The sequence below is a fragment of the Pseudomonas sp. S2_F03 genome (genome assembly GCF_054668335.1).
On the sequence record NZ_CP162759.1, the window covers coordinates 3,497,291 to 3,512,888 of the forward strand.

A 15,598-nucleotide genomic window follows, 5' to 3' on the forward strand; every position below is an offset into this window, starting at 1 on the left:
ACCACAAAAGGTGAAAGCTTGATGTTCACTGCCAAAAATAAAGAATTTTCAGCTATTTCTAACTTTTGTTCGACAGTCCTTCACGTAGTGCAATATGAAAATTCACTACATGCAACCCGTTGTACGCCGATCAAGGATAGACCATGAGCCTTCCCACGCTTGCCGAACTGCCCGGCATTCTCCTGCCGCTTGTCACCCGCGCCGAACAGTCGCTGCGCACCGCCGTTGCGGCCCTTGAGGACGATCATCGGCTCTCCACCTGGACACCTGAACGCTGGGCGCAATTCGCCCGCGTCGTGGCCGCCAGCGACTTTGTGATTGAACAGAGTGTGCGTGACCCTTTGATGTTGCTGGGGCTGGTTGAGTCCGGCGAATTGGATCGCGGTTTTGCCCCCGGCGAGTTGTGCGGGCAGATTGCGGCAGCGGTGAATGCGGCGCAAACCGAGGACGAACTCGGCCGCGCCCTGCGCCGTCAGCGCACCCGCCAGCAAGTGCGGATCATCTGGCGCGACCTGACCCGCCAGGCCGACCTGGTTCAGACCTGCCGCGACCTCTCGGACATGGCCGATGCGAGTATCGATCAGGCCTATCAGTGGTTGTATTCGCGTCATTGCGAGCAGTTTGGTGTGCCGACCGGCCGCCGCAGTGGCGAGCCGCAACAAATGGTCATCCTCGGCATGGGCAAACTCGGCGCGGTGGAGTTGAACCTGTCGTCGGACATCGACCTGATCTTTGCCTACCCCGAGGGTGGCGAAACCGTCGGTGTGAAGCGCTCACTGGATAACCAGGAATTCTTCATTCGTCTGGGCCAACGCCTGATCAAGGCGCTGGACCCGATGACGGTCGACGGATTCGTGTTCCGCGTCGACATGCGTCTGCGCCCTTACGGTTCGGCAGGTGCGTTGGTCTTGAGCTTCAATGCGCTGGAGCAGTATTACCAGGATCAGGGGCGTGACTGGGAGCGCTACGCGATGATCAAGTCGCGCGTGGTGGCGGGTGATCAGGTGACTGGTGCGCAATTGCAGGACATGCTGCGCCCCTTCGTTTACCGGCGTTACCTGGACTTCTCGGCCATCGAAGCGCTGCGCACCATGAAGCAGCTGATCCAGCAGGAAGTCCGGCGCAAAGGCATGGCCGACAACATCAAGCTCGGCTCTGGCGGCATTCGTGAAGTCGAGTTTATCGCCCAGGCGTTCCAGCTGATTCATGGCGGCCGCGACCTGAGCCTGCAACAACGCCCTCTATTAAAAGTACTGAGCACACTGGAAGGTCAGGGTTACCTGCCGCCGGCAGTGATCAGCGAGTTGCGCGAAGGCTACGAATTCCTGCGTTACACCGAACACGCGATTCAGGCGATTGCCGACCGCCAGACCCAGATGCTGCCGGATAGCGCGCAGGACCAGGCGCGCATTGCCTTTATGATGGGCTTCGCCGACTGGGACGCCTTCCATGAGCAACTGATGTATTGGCGTGGGCGCGTGGCCTGGCATTTCGCTCAGGTGATTGCCGATCCTGATGAAGAGCAAGGCGGCGAAAGCGAAGTAGTGGTTGGCGGTGAATGGCTGCCGTTGTGGGAAGAAGCCCAGGACGAAGAGGCGGCTTGCCGGCAGTTGGAGGAGGGTGGTTTCAAGGACGCCACCAAGGCCCTGAAAGCCTTGGCGGGACTGCGCGGCAGTCCGCAACTTCGTGCGATGCAGCGTTTGGGGCGTGAACGCCTTGATGCCTTTATTCCACGCTTGCTGGCTCAGGCCGTCGAGCATGCCAACCCCGACCTGGTGCTGGAGCGCGTGCTGCCGCTGGTTGAAGCCGTGGCCCGTCGTTCCGCCTATCTGGTGTTGCTGACCGAAAACCCCGGCGCACTGCGACGCTTGATGACCTTGTGCGCCGCTAGCCCGTGGATCGCCGAGCAAATCACGCGCTTCCCGCTGCTGCTCGACGAATTGCTCAACGAAGGCCGGCTGTTCAAGCCACCACTGGCGCCGGAGCTGGCCGCCGAATTGCGCGAGCGCCTGATGCGGATTCCCGAGGACGACCTCGAACAGCAGATGGAAGCCCTGCGCCATTTCAAACTGGCGCACCGCTTGCGCGTCGCCGCCTCGGAAATCGCCGGCAGCCTGCCGTTGATGAAAGTCAGCGATTACTTGACCTGGCTCGCCGAAGCTATTCTTGAACAAGTGTTGGCCCTGGCTTGGCACCAGACCGTGGCCAAGTACGGCACGCCGTTGCGTGCTGACGGCAGGTTGTGCGATCCCGACTTCATCATTGTCGGTTATGGGAAAGTCGGCGGGCTGGAACTCGGGCATATTTCGGACCTGGATCTGGTGTTTATCCACGATGGCGATCCACTGGCAGAAACCGACGGACCAAAACCAATCGATGGTGCGCAGTTTTTCACCCGCCTGGGGCAACGGATCATTCACTTGCTGACGGCACAGACCAACTCCGGTCAGCTGTATGAAGTGGACATGCGCTTGCGACCTTCGGGTGCAGCGGGGTTGCTGGTGAGTTCGCTCGGTGCATTTGCCCGTTATCAACACGGCGAGGCCTGGACCTGGGAGCATCAGGCGCTGGTTCGGGCGCGAGTGCTGGTGGGCAGCGCGGATGTCGGTCGGGAATTCGAGCGGGTTCGCGCGGCGGTGCTGGGCAAGCCGCGAGACCTGGCGACCCTGCGTCAGGAGGTCAGTGAGATGCGCGCGAAGATGCGCGATAACCTCGGCACCAAGAGTACGGCGGCCGGGACCGGGGCGAATGCCTTCGAAGCCACGGCGCCGTTTGATCTCAAGCAGGACGCCGGAGGTATCGTCGATATTGAATTTATGGTGCAATACGCGGCCCTGGCGTGGTCCCAAGCGTGCCCGTCATTGCTGCGCTGGTCTGATAATTTCCGCATTCTGGAAGAGCTGGCAAACGAAGGGCTGATGCCCGCCGAAGACGCCAGCTTGTTGCGCGAGGCCTATAAAGCCTATCGCTCCGCCGCTCACCGGCAGGCCTTGCAGAAGGACGCCGGGGTCATACCGGGCGACCAGTTCGCGGATGAACGGCGACAGGTGTTGCGAATCTGGCGTGAGCTGGGGCTAAGCTGAAGCGGGATATTGAAACATCCAATACCCAATGTGGTGGTGAGTGAGCTCGCTGCCACAAAAGATCTGCAGTGTTTTGTAGAATTCTCGAGGCGGGGAGGCGTATGCCTCCCCGGTTCGTTTTTGGAAACCACATGAAAATTCTGATCGTTGGGCCCAGTTGGGTCGGTGACATGGTGATGGCGCAGACACTGTTTCAGTGTCTCAAGCAACGCCACCCGCAATGCGAAATCGACGTCCTGGCCCCCGAGTGGAGCCGGCCGATCCTGGAACGCATGCCCGAAGTACGCCAGGCCTTGAGCTTTCCGCTCGGCCACGGCGCTTTGGAGCTGGCGACCCGGCGGCGTATCGGCAAATCCCTGGCCGGTCAGTACGACCAGGCGATTTTGCTGCCAAATTCGCTGAAGTCGGCGCTGGTGCCGTTCTTCGCCGGCATCCCGAAGCGCACCGGCTGGCGTGGCGAATTCCGCTACGGCCTGCTCAATGACGTGCGCACGCTGGATAAAGAACGTTATCCGCTGATGATCGAGCGCTTCATGGCCCTGGCCCATGAACCCGGCGCCGAACTGCCGAAACCCTATCCACGCCCGACCTTGCAGATCGACCCGGTCACCCGCGAAGCGACGCGGGTCAAGTTCGGCCTGGCCCTCGACCGCCCGGTGTTGGTCCTGTGCCCCGGTGCGGAGTTCGGTGAAGCCAAGCGCTGGCCGTCCGAGCATTACGCCAAGGTCGCCGAAGCGAAGATTCGCGAAGGCTGGCAAGTCTGGTTGTTCGGTTCGAAAAACGATCACGCCGTGGGCGAAGACATCCGGGCGCGCCTGATTCCCGGCCTGCGTGAAGAGTCGGTCAACCTCAGCGGCGGCACTTCGCTGGCCGAAGCCATCGACTTGATGTCCTGCGCCGATGCCGTGGTGTCCAACGACTCCGGCCTGATGCACGTCGCCGCCGCGCTGAACCGCCCATTGGTGGCGATCTACGGCTCGACGTCGCCAGGTTTTACCCCGCCGTTGGCCGAGCATGTCGAAGTGGTTCGCCTGGGCATCGAGTGCAGCCCCTGCTTCGATCGCACGTGCCGGTTCGGTCATTACAACTGCCTGCGCCAACTGATGCCGCAAGCGGTTAACGAAGCCTTGCAGCGGTTGCAGGGCACTGTGGTCGAGGTCAAATAGTTTGCGGGTTCTGTTGATCAAGACGTCTTCGCTGGGCGACGTGATTCACGCGCTGCCAGCGTTGACCGACGCGGCCCGGGCAATCCCCGGCATCAAGTTTGACTGGGTGGTGGAAGAAGGCTTTGCCGAGATCCCGACCTGGCACCCGGCCGTGGGCAAGGTGATCCCGGTGGCGATCCGTCGCTGGCGCAAGAACATCTGGCAAACCATCAAGAGTGGCGAGTGGAAGCGCTTCAAACAAAGCGTTCGAGCCACAAAATATGATCTGGTGATCGACGCCCAGGGCTTGCTGAAAAGTGCCTGGTTGACGCGCTACGTCAAGGCGCCGGTCGCCGGGCTGGACAAGGATTCGGCACGCGAGCCGATGGCCGCGCGCTTTTACTCCCGTCGCCTGGCGGTGGGCCGTGGGCAACACGCGGTAGAGCGGGTGCGTCAATTGTTCGCGCTGGCATTGGGTTACGACTTGCCCAAGGGTTTGGGTGATTACGGCCTGAACGTCGAGCGCCTGGTGGAACTGCCGCGCAAGAATCCGTATGTGCTGTTCCTGCACGGCACCACATGGGACACCAAACACTGGCCGGAAGCCTACTGGCGTGAGCTGGCCGAGCGCGTGGGTTATCTCGGCGTCGGCGTGAAGCTGCCGTGGGGCAATCCGGTGGAGAAAGCCCGGGCCGAGCGCATCGCCGCCGGGTTCCGTCATGTCGAAGTGCTGCCCAAGCTGAATCTGGCGGGCGTCGGCAAGGTCCTGGCCGGTGCACAGGCGTGTGTCGCCGTGGACACCGGCCTGGGTCATCTGGCCGCCGCGCTGGATGTGCCGACCTTGTCGCTGTTCGGCCCGACCAACCCGGGCCTGACCGGTGCCTATGGCAAAGCGCAGATTCACATCGCCAGCGACTTCCCGTGCGCCCCGTGCCTGCAAAAGAAATGTACGTATCAACCGACGGCCCAGGATGCCCGTCAGTTTGACCTGAAACGCGAGTGGCCCCTGTGCTTCACGCGTCTGAATCCCGAGCGTGTCGCGACCCGACTGAGCACGTTGTTACTGGCTGAGGAGCTGCGCTGATGCAATTGGCATTCGTCTTGTACAAGTATTTTCCGTTCGGGGCTTGCAGCGCGATTTCATGCGCATCGCCCTGGAATGTCAGCAGCGCGGCCATCAGATTCGTGTCTACACGTTGATCTGGGAAGGCGGCATTCCGCCGGGTTTCGAAGTGCTGGTGGCACCGGTCAAAGCGCTGTTCAATCATCGGCGCAACGAGAAGCTCAGCGAGTGGATGGAAGCCGACCTGGCCAAGCGTCCCGTGGATCGGCTGATCGGCTTCAACAAAATGCCGGGCCTGGACGTTTACTATGCAGCCGATGGCTGCTTCGAAGACAAGGCGCAGAATCTGCGCAACTCGCTGTACCGCCGTTGGGGCCGCTACCGGCACTTCGCCGAGTACGAGCGCGCGGTGTTCGCCAAAGACGCCAAGACCGAAGTGCTGATGATTTCCGAAGTGCAGCAGCCACTGTTCATCAAGCATTACGACACGCCGCTGGAGCGTTTCCATCTGCTGCCACCGGGCATTTCCCAAGACCGTCGTGCACCGGCCAATGCCGCTGAGATTCGCGCCGGGTTCCGTGCCGAATTCAACCTGAAAGACGATGAGTTGCTGCTGGTGCAAATCGGCTCCGGGTTCAAGACCAAAGGCGTGGATCGCAGCCTCAAGGCACTGGCCGCGCTGCCCGCTGATCTGAAGAAACGCACCCGGCTGTTTGTAATTGGCCAGGATGACCCCAAATTATTCCAGATGCAGAGCGCCACATTGGGCCTTGGCGATAACGTGACGTTCCTCAAGGGCCGTAGCGATATCCCGCGTTTCCTGCTCGGTGCCGACCTGTTGATCCACCCGGCGTACAACGAAAACACCGGGACCGTGTTGCTCGAAGCCCTGGTGGCCGGGCTGCCGGTATTGGTGAGTGCGGTGTGTGGCTATGCCCATTACATCGCCGAGGCCGACGCCGGCCTGGTGCTCGACGAACCCTTCGAGCAGGCACAACTGACCCGATACCTGACCGGTATGTTGAATGACGCTCAAGCACGGGCGGCCTGGAGCCGCAACGGTCTGGCCTTTGCCGAGACGGCCGACCTCTACAGCATGCCGCAGCACGCGGCCGATGTGATTCTGGCGGAGCGCGCTAAATGAAGTTGATGCTGGCTGAACCGTTCAAGAGCCTTTGGGCCGGACGCGATGCGTTCACCGAAGTCGAAGGCCTCGAGGGCGAGGTTTACCGTGAACTGGAAGCGCGCCGGACCTTGCGCACTGAAGTGAACGGCAATGGCTTTTTCGTGAAGATCCATCGCGGCATTGGCTGGGGCGAGATCTTCAAAAACCTGCTGACGGCCAAGCTGCCGGTCCTCGGCGCGGGTCAGGAATGGAAAGCCATTGCGCGCCTGCAAGAAGTCGGCGTGCCAACCATGACCGCCGTCGCCTACGGCGAGAAGGGCAGCAACCCGGCAGACCAGCACTCGTTCATCGTCACCGAAGAGCTGGCGCCGACCGTCAGCCTCGAAGACTTCAGCATCGACTGGATCAAGAATCCGCCCGAGCCCAGGCTAAAGCGTGCGCTGATCGCCGAAGTGGCGCGCATGACCGGCATGATGCATCGCGCCGGGGTCAACCACCGCGACTGCTACATCTGCCATTTTCTGCTGCACACCGATAAACCGGTGACCGCCGACGATTTCAAACTCTCAGTGATTGACCTGCATCGTGCCCAGACCCGTTCGGCAATCACTCGGCGCTGGCGCAATAAAGATCTGGCGGCGCTGTACTTTTCGGCCCTGGACATCGGCCTGACCCGGCGTGACAAGCTGCGTTTCCTCAAAGGCTACTTTCAACAGCCGCTGCGCCAGATTCTGGCCGAAGAAGCGTCGCTGCTCGCCTGGCTGGAAGGCAAAGCCAACAAACTTTATGACCGTAAACAGCGATATGGGGATGCGCTCTGATGGCGGGTTGGAAACTGGAACCTGCTTACAGTGAGCTGGCAGAAGATTTTGGCAGCCTTGAAGCGGTGTTCGCGCTGCAGGGTGAGCGGCTGACCCGCGACCTGTTGTCCGAGGTCATCCGCGTCAATCGCAATGGCGTCAACTATTACGTCAAACGCTACAACGGTGCCGGCAAAGGCCTGCGCCGTTATCTGGGCAAACCCCGGGTGAAGACCGAGTGGCAGAACCTCAAACGCTTCGCCAAGTGGGGCATTCCCACCGCCGAAGTCGTGGCCTGGGGCCTGGAGCGGCGCGGCGCAGCGTACGACCGCGGAGCGATGATCACGCGTGAACTGCCTAATACTGAAGACTTGTCGGCACTGGCTGACCGGCACGATCCCAAGTTGTCGGACCGTGCCTGGGTCGATACGGTCAGTCGGCAATTGGCGGATTACACCCGGGTAATGCACGACAATCGCTTTGCTCATAACGATTTGAAGTGGCGCAATTTGCTGATCGACGATCAAGCCCGATTGTTCCTGATCGATTGCCCCAACGGCCATTTCTGGCGCGGCTTCTGGCTCCAGTACCGGATCACCAAAGACCTGGCTTGCCTGGACAAGGTGGCCAAATACCACCTGTCGGCCACCCAGCGCTTGCGCTTTTATCTGCAGTACCGCCAGCGGGACCGACTCAATGCCGCCGACAAGAAACGGATCCGGCACGTAGTGAGATTTTTCGAGGGACGCGAATGACTGATTTTCTGGCCGCTGAAGACCGTGCGCTGCTTGAGCGCCATGGTCTCGCCACGTTCGATGCGCTATGGGCCAAGCAGCTTGAAGCGGTGGATGAACCCAACACTGTCGGCGGTGGCTGGAGCAGTGTGTTTCGGCTGGATCTGGAAGGTCGTGGTTTCTATCTCAAGCGTCAGAGCAACTACCTGACGCGTACCTTCCACGCGCCCTTTGGCGAGCCGAGCTTTGCCCGTGAGTTTCGCAACATCAGCCGTTATCAAGCGCTCGGTATTCCGGCGCTACAGGCGGTTTTTTTTGGTGAGCGCAAGGTTAATGGCGAAGTCCGTGCGGTGTTGTTGACGCGTGCGCTGGACGGCTGGGATGACCTCGACTCGCTGTTGCAGCGCTGGGCAGACCTGAGCGATGTGCAACATTCGGCCATCCTGAAAGCCTGTGGTGAACTGGCGCGACGGCTGCACGGCGTGCGGCAGGTGCATGGTTGCTTCTACCCTAAACACATTTTCATGCGGGCAACTGGCGACGGTTATCAGGCGCAGTTGATCGACCTGGAAAAAACCCGGCCGCTGCTGTTCGGTCAGCGTGACCGGGTCAAGGACCTGGAGCCTTTGCTGCGCCGTGCGCCGGAGTGGACCGCCAGCCAATTGCGCGAGATGTTGGCGGCTTACGTGGGTCAGGCGCAAGACAGCTCGTTGGTGGACAACTGGGTTGCTCGCTTGACCGCGCGGCGCAGTCGCAAGGAGGCGCGCTGATGCGTTTGTCCGAACTGAAAACGACCGGCCGCAGCCCGGGCCTGCCACTGAACATTTCACTGGCCGACGCCGCAGGGACCGCTGAGTTGCAATTGCTGAGCCTGTTGCGGGTCTTGCCGGGGCAGCGATATGTCGGCGCCGGTGTCTGGCGCGGCCGTCCAGTGCTGGCCAAATTGTTGGTCGGCAACAAAGCGGCGCGACATTTTCAGCGTGAACTGGACGGTGTGCGCTTGCTTGCCGATCAAGGGCTGACCACGCCGCAATTGCTGGTGGACGGTTTGAAAGAAGGCGAGGGCGGCTGGCTGTTGTTCGACTTCCTCGAAGGCGCCGAAAGCCTGGGGGATACCTGGAAACAAGTCGAACACTTGCCGGTGCTGGCGGATATGCAAGGGGCCGTACTGGCCGAGGCGTTGGGCGCTATCGGCCAAATGCACCGCAAGGGGCTCTGGCAGGAAGACCTGCATCTGGACAACCTGTTGCGTCAGCGCGGTCGGTTGTACCTGATCGATGGTGGCGGTGTCTGTGCCGAGACGCCGGGCCAGCCGTTGTCACGGCAAAAGGTGCTGGAAAACCTCGGTGTATTTTTTGCGCAGTTGCCCAAGTCGCTGGAACCGTTCACCGAAGAACTGCTGGTGTATTACCTGTTGAGCAACGGCGAGCACGCCTTGCCGATGGAAGCCTTGCAGAAGCAGATCGATAAGGTTCGTACCTGGCGTTTGAAGGACTTCCTGATCAAAGTCGGTCGCGAATGCACGCTGTTCAGCGTCCAGCGTGGTGCGTTTGGCTTGCGGGCGATCCGTCGCGAAGAAGAAACCGCGATGCTGCCGGTGCTGGAGCAGGCCGACGCGTTGCTCGATGAGGGTCATTTGTACAAGACCGGCGGCGCGGCGAGCGTAGGAAAAGTCGAGGTTGATGGTCGGACGCTGGTGATCAAGCGCTACAACATCAAAGGCTTTGCCCACTGGCTCAAACGCTTCTGGCGTCCAAGCCGAGCGTGGCACTCGTGGCGTGAAGGCAATCGTCTTGCCTTCCTTGGCATTGCGACCCCAAAACCGTTGGCGTTGCTGGAGAAGCGATTTCTCTGGCTGCGCAGTCGGGCGTATCTGGTGACCGAGTATCTGCCGGGACCGGACATCATCGAGCGCTTCGCGCCTTTCGTCGACAGCGGCAACGCCCCTGAAGCGGAGCTGCTGGCGCTGGATCATTTGTTCGCCGAGTTGATTGGCGAGCGCATCAGCCATGGTGACTTCAAGGGCCATAACCTGTTCTGGCAAGAGGATCGCTGGGCGCTGATCGATCTGGATTCGATGTGCCAGCATGGCTCGGCGGGCAGCTTTGCCCCGGCCTATGCGCGGGATCGGGCGCGGTTCATGCGCAATTGGCCAGAGAGCAGTGCGCTTTATAAGGTCATCGATCAGCGTCTGCCCAAAGATATCTCTGGCGCTGCCTGAATTGCCATCGTCGTAATACCATCCGGAGCAAGCTTGCTTCGGTTGGTATTCGGACGATGAGGTCCGACCTGCCACTGAAGATTAGGGGACAAGTTTTTATGAATCGTCCTACATGATCTACAGCCCCCATGAACTGTGCCCTGAATAGCCACGATGCTAGTTTGCCTGACGTTCACGGAGGGCAAATCTTGACGATAAAAATGGCTGTTATGTTTGGTGCTGTTTCACTTGCGCTAACCGGCTGCGGGACCGCTATGACGGTATTCCAGGACGATGAAGACGCGGCTCGCGGTCTCAGAAAACAAAAAACCTACTGTCAGTCCATTCCCCGGGTTTACAGCGGCCTCGCCTACGATTTTTGCGTATTGAATGCTCCGCCTGACCCCACTGGCTTCCTGGTACCGTTCGTGCTCCTGGATTTAACCTTGTCAGGTGTCCTGGACACGGTTTGCTTGCCTTATACGGTTTATCGTCAGACGGTCGATGGCAATCTCAGCATTTACTGGCGCGCAGGCCGCGGGTAGTTCTTTTTGTAATCCGGTGTATAGCTTCATGTCGACCCCTGACTTGCCCTCTCAGCAGTTTTTTCTTTTTGAAAGCGAAACTGAAGCCGACGCAAATGTAGAGGCGAAAAAGCGCTTGCCGCCTGTTGGGAAATACAGCGATTTCATAATTTATGTCGATGAGAGCGGCGATCATGGGATGCAGAAGCTAGATGCAAACTATCCAATGTTTGTGCTCGCTTTTTGTGTTTTCCATAAAAGACACTATTGCGAGAAAGTTATACCTGCCCTTCAGAAGTTTAAATTTAATCATATGGGGCACGACCTGATTGGTCTGCATGAGCTGGAAATTAGAAAAGAGAAGGGCGCATTCTCTAGCCTGTTCATGTCCAGGCAACACAAACATGTCTTTCTTGATGAGCTGACGGGCATTATTGAAGCAAGCAATTTCGTTTTGATCAGTTGTGTGATCGACAAGGCCGCTCTTCGCGAAAAGCAGGGGGCTGTGCACAATCCCTATCACGTCGCCCTCGGTTTTTGCCTGGAAACGCTTTATGAGTTTTTACAGGAAAAGAATCATCACAATGCGTTGACTCATGTGATTTTCGAACGAAGAGGGAAAAAGGAGGATAACGAGCTTGAGTTGGAGTTTCGTCGCATGTGTGATCGCGCAAATCGACTGGGAATTCAGCTTCCGTTCGACATCGTCTTTGCAACTAAACAAGTGAATTCCACGGGGCTGCAGCTGGCGGATCTTGTTGCAAGACCCATCGGTATGAGCGTTTTGCGGTCAGGGCAAGAAAATCGTGCCTTTGATGTGCTAAAGCGTAAGTTCTACTGCAGTGGTGGTCGTAATAATGTGGGAGAAGGTTTCGAAAATTGGGGTTTGAAAATTTTTCCGTCATCAGAAAGCGAAAAGCCCCGGTGAAACTCACCGAGGCCGCAACGCCGACCGGGATCCCCCAGTCCATTTGCACAGGAGTCTATGGCGACGACTTTCGGCTGTCAACGCGCGAGCCTGCCGTTTCGCGCTAGAGGTTTGCAGTCGCTTTTAAGCTATAATCCCGCCCTTTAGCTGTCTCTCGCCGCTTGCGAGGGCACATTAATTTTTGAGGCGCTTGTCGCCTGCATGCAGACTAAAGAGGCTAGACCCCTGTGGCATTGACGATTCTTGGCCTGTCCGGCGCCCTTAGCCATGATCCTTCCGCAGCCTTGTACATCGACGGCAAGCTGGTCGCGGCGGCTGAAGAAGAGCGCTTTGTGCGCGATAAACATGCAAAGAACCGCATGCCCTACGAATCGGCAAAGTTCTGCCTGGAGCAGGCGGGCATCAAGCCGTCCGACGTTGACGTGGTTGCGATTCCATTCGCCCCGATCAGCCTGTTCGGCAAGGCTCGCTGGCAGTACGCCAAGCGTTACTGGTACGCCCCGGACCGCGCACTTGACGCGATCCTGATGGGCAACCGCCGCTACAAGCGCTATCGCAACAAGATCGTCTGGTGCCTTGAGCAACTGGGCTTCGATCCGAAGAAAATCAAGATCGAACCCGTCGAACACCACTTGGCTCACGCCTCCAGTGCCTACCACTGCTCCGGTTTCAAAGAGAAAACCGCGATCCTTGGGATCGACGGCAAGGGTGAGTACGCCACGACCTTCTTCGGTTACGGCGAAAACGGCAAGATCCACAAGATCAAGGAATTCTTCGATCCAGACTCCCTCGGCGGCCTGTACGGCGCGATCACCGAGTTCCTTGGTTTCGATATGCTTGATGGCGAGTTCAAAGTCATGGGCATGGCGCCGTACGGCGACGCCAGCAAATATGATTTCTCGCGCCTGGCCTCGTTCGAAAACGGCGAGTTGGTGATCAACACCGACTACGCCAACGTGATCGGCCTGCGTCGTTACAAAGAGAAGGGCAAGGGTTACTACTTCTCGCCGAAGCTGATCGAGTGGCTGGGTCCCAAGCGCGAAGGTGACATCGCCGACGAGCCGTACATCCACTACGCGGCGAGCATTCAAGCGCTGTTCGAAAAAATCTCGCTGCAGATGATCGACTACTACCTGGGCGACGTGCTCAAGGAAACCGGCAAACTGGCCTATGCCGGTGGCTGTGCGTTGAACGTCAAGCTCAACCAGAAAATCATCGCTCGCGATGACGTCAAAGAACTGTTTGTACAGCCTGCATCCGGCGACGCTGGCACGGCAGTCGGCGCGGCGGCGTATGTGTCCCACGCCCGTGGCGTTCCGGTCGAGAAGATGGAACACGTCTACCTCGGTCCGTCGTATACCAACGAAGACGTGCTGGCTGCCTGCGCTCGTCACCCGAGCAAACCGGTCTGGCGCAAGCTGAACAACATGCCGGAAAACATCGCCAAAATCATGGTCGACGGCAACCCGGTGGCCTGGTTCCAGGGGCGCATGGAGTTCGGTCCGCGTGCCTTGGGCGGGCGTTCGATCATCGGTTGCCCGAGCGCCGTCGGCGTGGCAGACCGTATCAACCACCAGATCAAGTTCCGCGAGCGCTGGAGGCCTTTCTGCCCGTCGATGCTCGACACCGTCGCCCCGCAAATGATCAAGATCGATCACCCTGCGCCGTTCATGACCTTCACCTTCGAAGTGGCTGAAGAGTGGAAGACCCGCGTGCCGGAAGTCGTCCACGAAGACGGTACGTCCCGGGCCCAGGTGCTCAAGCGCGAATACAATCCGCGCTACTACGACATGATGAAGGCGCTGGAAGTGCTGACCGGCAACGGCGTGTCGCTGAACACCTCGCTCAACCGTCGTGGCGAACCGATGATCTGCTCGCCGACCGATGCCCTGAACATGTTCTTCGGCTCTGACCTGCAATACCTGATCATGGAAGACATCCTGGTGGTCAAAGAAGGCGCGGACGCTTATGACTCGCTCGGCTGAACGCCATGTGCTGCAGTTCTGTCACGGCTATGACGGCCCGTTTCTGGACTGCGCCCGGCAGTACGCCAGCCTGTTCGCGGGGACTGGTTATCGAGTGACCACGGTCTTTCTGACCGGTGCCGCCGATAGCGAAGTTGCCGCGGGCTGTGCTTCCGATGAAGTGCTGTTCATGGAATACAGCTCCAAGGCCATTCGTGGCCTGAAGCTGGGCGCCATCGGCGATCTGCGCAAGATCGCCGCTTCGCGCAATTTCAGCTTCTGCATTGCCCACCGTTTCAAACCGATCTACATCGCCTTGCTCGGCACTTCGTTGCCGGTCATCGGTGTGCATCACGGGTTTGACGATTACAAACGCGGCTCTCGCAAACTCTTCGCCCATCTCTTCCGCAAGCGCCTCAGCCTGCTCGGTGTTTCCGATGCGGTGCGTGACGACATGCGCCGTTGCCTGCCGAAATGGCCGGCCGGGCGGACTCAAACACTCTATAACCGCATCGATGTGCCGGCCTTGCAGACCAGCCAGGTGTCGGCTCGCGAGGCTCGGGAAACCTTGGGCCTGTCGGCGGATGCCTGGATTGTCGGCAACGTCGGGCGGCTTCACCCGGACAAGGACCAGGCCACGCTGCTGCACGGGTTTGCCTTGGCATTGCCGCAGTTGCCGGCCAACAGCCAATTGGTGATTCTCGGTAGCGGTCGACTGGAACAGGACCTCAAGGAACTGGCCCGTGAACTGGGCATTGGCGATCGGGTGCTGTTCCTCGGCCAAGTGCCGGATGCCCGTCGCTACTTCCGGGCCTTCGATGTGTTTGCCTTGAGCTCCGATCACGAACCGTTCGGCATGGTGCTGCTCGAGGCCATGGCCGCCGGCGTACCGTTGCTCGCGACCGCTTGCGGTGGCGCGAAGGAAGTCGTTGAAGGTGTCGGGATCCTGTTCCCGTTGGGGGATGCCGAGCGTCTGGCTCAAGGGCTGCAGCATCTGGCCGCGATGGACGAGCAGCAGCGTCACCAGTGCGCCGAGCTGATGCTTGATCGCTTGCGTGAGCGTTTCTCCGACCGCGCAGTGCGCGATGCTTTCTGGCATTTGCCACACGTCACAGAACTGGCGACGAGGGGCTGATGCTCAACCGATTTCAAGGCTGGCGCGAACGTGGCTGGACGGTAGTCGACGCCTCGACTTATGCACAGGCCTGGCAGCGATTTGGCGGTAGCGTCGCGACGCACCCCATGGTGGTTGAGCGCCTGGCGCAACTGGCCGACATTCCGGTGCGCTATCTGGCCTGGGAACAGAACGGTGACGTGAAAGCCGCCATTCCGACCTGGGGGCGCGACCTCGCGCTGTCCAAGGACGTACTCAAGCGCCGTGGCAAAAAAGGCTTGTTCGACCTCGGCAATGCCGAGGTGATCCTGCCGGCCGCCGCCGATGCTCAAGCACCGCTGCGTCATCGCGGGCGTTATTTGTCGGCGCTGAGCGAGGGCCGTTTCAGCGCTATCAAGTTGCAAGCCGAACAACTGGCCATGGCGCGCACGCCGGAAGAACTGTCGAAGAAATTCCGCTACAACCAGCGCCGTGAATTGCGCCTGCTGGAAGAAGCCGGTGGCGTTGTGCGACCGGTCGCCGAATTTTCCAGCTCGGAGTTGGCCGCGATTTATTGCGACCTGTTCCAGCGCCGCTGGGGCTTCCCGGCCACGGGTGCCGAGCGTATGGGCGAGGTGATCGAACTGTTGCGGGACTTGCTGATCGGTTCGGTGATTTTCCTCAACGATGCACCGATTGCCATTCAATTGGTGTATCGCGTCGAGTCGCCCGAGTGGATCAGCGTCGAATACATCAACGGTGGCGTCGATCCCGAGACCCGCGAGTTCAGCCCCGGCAGCGTCCTGAGTTTTCTCAACACGCAAAGCGCTTGGGAACACGCGCGGGCCTTGGATAAGCCATTGCGGTTTTCCTTCGGCCGCGCTGACCGCGAGTACAAGGACCGCTGGTGCAACCCTGTACCGGTTTTTACCGTGTGA

The 15,598-nt window shown here is 59.6% G+C and carries 12 protein-coding genes and 1 pseudogene; all 13 read left to right on the forward strand.

Annotation, left to right across the window (positions count from 1 at the left end; all coding sequences use genetic code 11):
- Positions 1 to 143 precede the first annotated feature (143 nt).
- The 13 genes and pseudogenes from glnE (at position 144) to AB4N76_RS16450 (ending at position 15,598) form a co-directional block, all read left to right on the forward strand.
- Positions 144 to 3,083, forward strand: coding sequence for a bifunctional [glutamate--ammonia ligase]-adenylyl-L-tyrosine phosphorylase/[glutamate--ammonia-ligase] adenylyltransferase (glnE, locus tag AB4N76_RS16390; protein ID WP_109785410.1), 2,940 nt, complete (start codon positions 144 to 146; stop codon positions 3,081 to 3,083).
- Between the two features lie 131 nt (positions 3,084 to 3,214).
- Positions 3,215 to 4,249, forward strand: a complete 1,035-nt coding sequence (gene waaF, locus AB4N76_RS16395) for a lipopolysaccharide heptosyltransferase II (RefSeq protein ID WP_460163256.1) — start codon at positions 3,215 to 3,217, stop codon at positions 4,247 to 4,249.
- 1 nt (position 4,250) lies between these two features.
- Complete coding sequence (waaC, locus tag AB4N76_RS16400) at positions 4,251 to 5,312, forward strand: lipopolysaccharide heptosyltransferase I (RefSeq protein ID WP_077432349.1); 1,062 nt, start codon at positions 4,251 to 4,253, stop codon at positions 5,310 to 5,312.
- A pseudogene (locus AB4N76_RS16405) lies at positions 5,312 to 6,435 on the forward strand (glycosyltransferase family 4 protein). The gene waaC and the pseudogene AB4N76_RS16405 overlap by 1 nt, the downstream one beginning before the upstream one ends.
- The gene (gene rfaP / locus AB4N76_RS16410) at positions 6,432 to 7,238 is read left to right on the forward strand and encodes a lipopolysaccharide core heptose(I) kinase RfaP (protein WP_046028330.1); all 807 of its coding nucleotides are present in this window, start codon (positions 6,432 to 6,434) and stop codon (positions 7,236 to 7,238) included. Before AB4N76_RS16405 ends, rfaP begins: the two are co-directional and overlap by 4 nt.
- Positions 7,238 to 7,972, forward strand: a complete 735-nt coding sequence (locus tag AB4N76_RS16415) for a lipopolysaccharide kinase InaA family protein (RefSeq protein WP_077432351.1) — start codon at positions 7,238 to 7,240, stop codon at positions 7,970 to 7,972. The genes rfaP and AB4N76_RS16415 overlap by 1 nt, the downstream gene beginning before the upstream one ends.
- Entirely contained in the window at positions 7,969 to 8,721 is a 753-nt protein-coding gene (locus AB4N76_RS16420) for a lipopolysaccharide kinase InaA family protein (protein WP_046028332.1), read from the forward strand. Before AB4N76_RS16415 ends, AB4N76_RS16420 begins: the two co-directional genes overlap by 4 nt.
- Positions 8,721 to 10,172 carry a lipopolysaccharide kinase InaA family protein gene (locus tag AB4N76_RS16425; RefSeq protein WP_046028333.1) on the forward strand — a complete coding sequence of 484 codons (1,452 nt, stop codon included), beginning with the start codon at positions 8,721 to 8,723 and terminating at the stop codon, positions 10,170 to 10,172. The genes AB4N76_RS16420 and AB4N76_RS16425 overlap by 1 nt, the downstream gene beginning before the upstream one ends.
- Positions 10,173 to 10,360: 188 nt before the next feature.
- On the forward strand, positions 10,361 to 10,696 hold the full coding sequence (locus AB4N76_RS16430) for a YceK/YidQ family lipoprotein (RefSeq protein WP_177412224.1): 336 nt from the start codon (positions 10,361 to 10,363) through the stop codon (positions 10,694 to 10,696).
- Between the two features lie 28 nt (positions 10,697 to 10,724).
- Complete coding sequence (locus tag AB4N76_RS16435; RefSeq protein WP_460163257.1) at positions 10,725 to 11,603, forward strand: DUF3800 domain-containing protein; 879 nt, start codon at positions 10,725 to 10,727, stop codon at positions 11,601 to 11,603.
- Positions 11,604 to 11,830: 227 nt separating this feature from the next.
- The gene (locus AB4N76_RS16440; RefSeq protein ID WP_046028335.1) at positions 11,831 to 13,588 is read left to right on the forward strand and encodes a carbamoyltransferase family protein; all 1,758 of its coding nucleotides are present in this window, start codon (positions 11,831 to 11,833) and stop codon (positions 13,586 to 13,588) included.
- Entirely contained in the window at positions 13,572 to 14,702 is a 1,131-nt protein-coding gene (locus AB4N76_RS16445; RefSeq protein WP_046028336.1) for a glycosyltransferase, read from the forward strand. The genes AB4N76_RS16440 and AB4N76_RS16445 overlap by 17 nt, the downstream gene beginning before the upstream one ends.
- Entirely contained in the window at positions 14,702 to 15,598 is an 897-nt protein-coding gene (locus tag AB4N76_RS16450; protein WP_460163258.1) for an antimicrobial resistance protein Mig-14, read from the forward strand. Before AB4N76_RS16445 ends, AB4N76_RS16450 begins: the two co-directional genes overlap by 1 nt.

What these genes read in the sequence shown, in the direction of transcription:
- glnE (WP_109785410.1), top strand. Translation starts at nt 144, where the DNA reads ATGAGCCTTCCCACGCTTGCCGAACTGCCCGGCATTCTCCTGCCGCTT.
- waaF (WP_460163256.1), top strand. Translation starts at nt 3,215, where the DNA reads ATGAAAATTCTGATCGTTGGGCCCAGTTGGGTCGGTGACATGGTGATG.
- rfaP (WP_046028330.1), top strand. Translation starts at nt 6,432, where the DNA reads ATGAAGTTGATGCTGGCTGAACCGTTCAAGAGCCTTTGGGCCGGACGC.
- AB4N76_RS16415 (WP_077432351.1), top strand. Translation starts at nt 7,238, where the DNA reads ATGGCGGGTTGGAAACTGGAACCTGCTTACAGTGAGCTGGCAGAAGAT.
- AB4N76_RS16420 (WP_046028332.1), top strand. Translation starts at nt 7,969, where the DNA reads ATGACTGATTTTCTGGCCGCTGAAGACCGTGCGCTGCTTGAGCGCCAT.
- AB4N76_RS16425 (WP_046028333.1), top strand. Translation starts at nt 8,721, where the DNA reads ATGCGTTTGTCCGAACTGAAAACGACCGGCCGCAGCCCGGGCCTGCCA.
- AB4N76_RS16435 (WP_460163257.1), top strand. Translation starts at nt 10,725, where the DNA reads ATGTCGACCCCTGACTTGCCCTCTCAGCAGTTTTTTCTTTTTGAAAGC.
- AB4N76_RS16445 (WP_046028336.1), top strand. Translation starts at nt 13,572, where the DNA reads ATGACTCGCTCGGCTGAACGCCATGTGCTGCAGTTCTGTCACGGCTAT.
- AB4N76_RS16450 (WP_460163258.1), top strand. Translation starts at nt 14,702, where the DNA reads ATGCTCAACCGATTTCAAGGCTGGCGCGAACGTGGCTGGACGGTAGTC.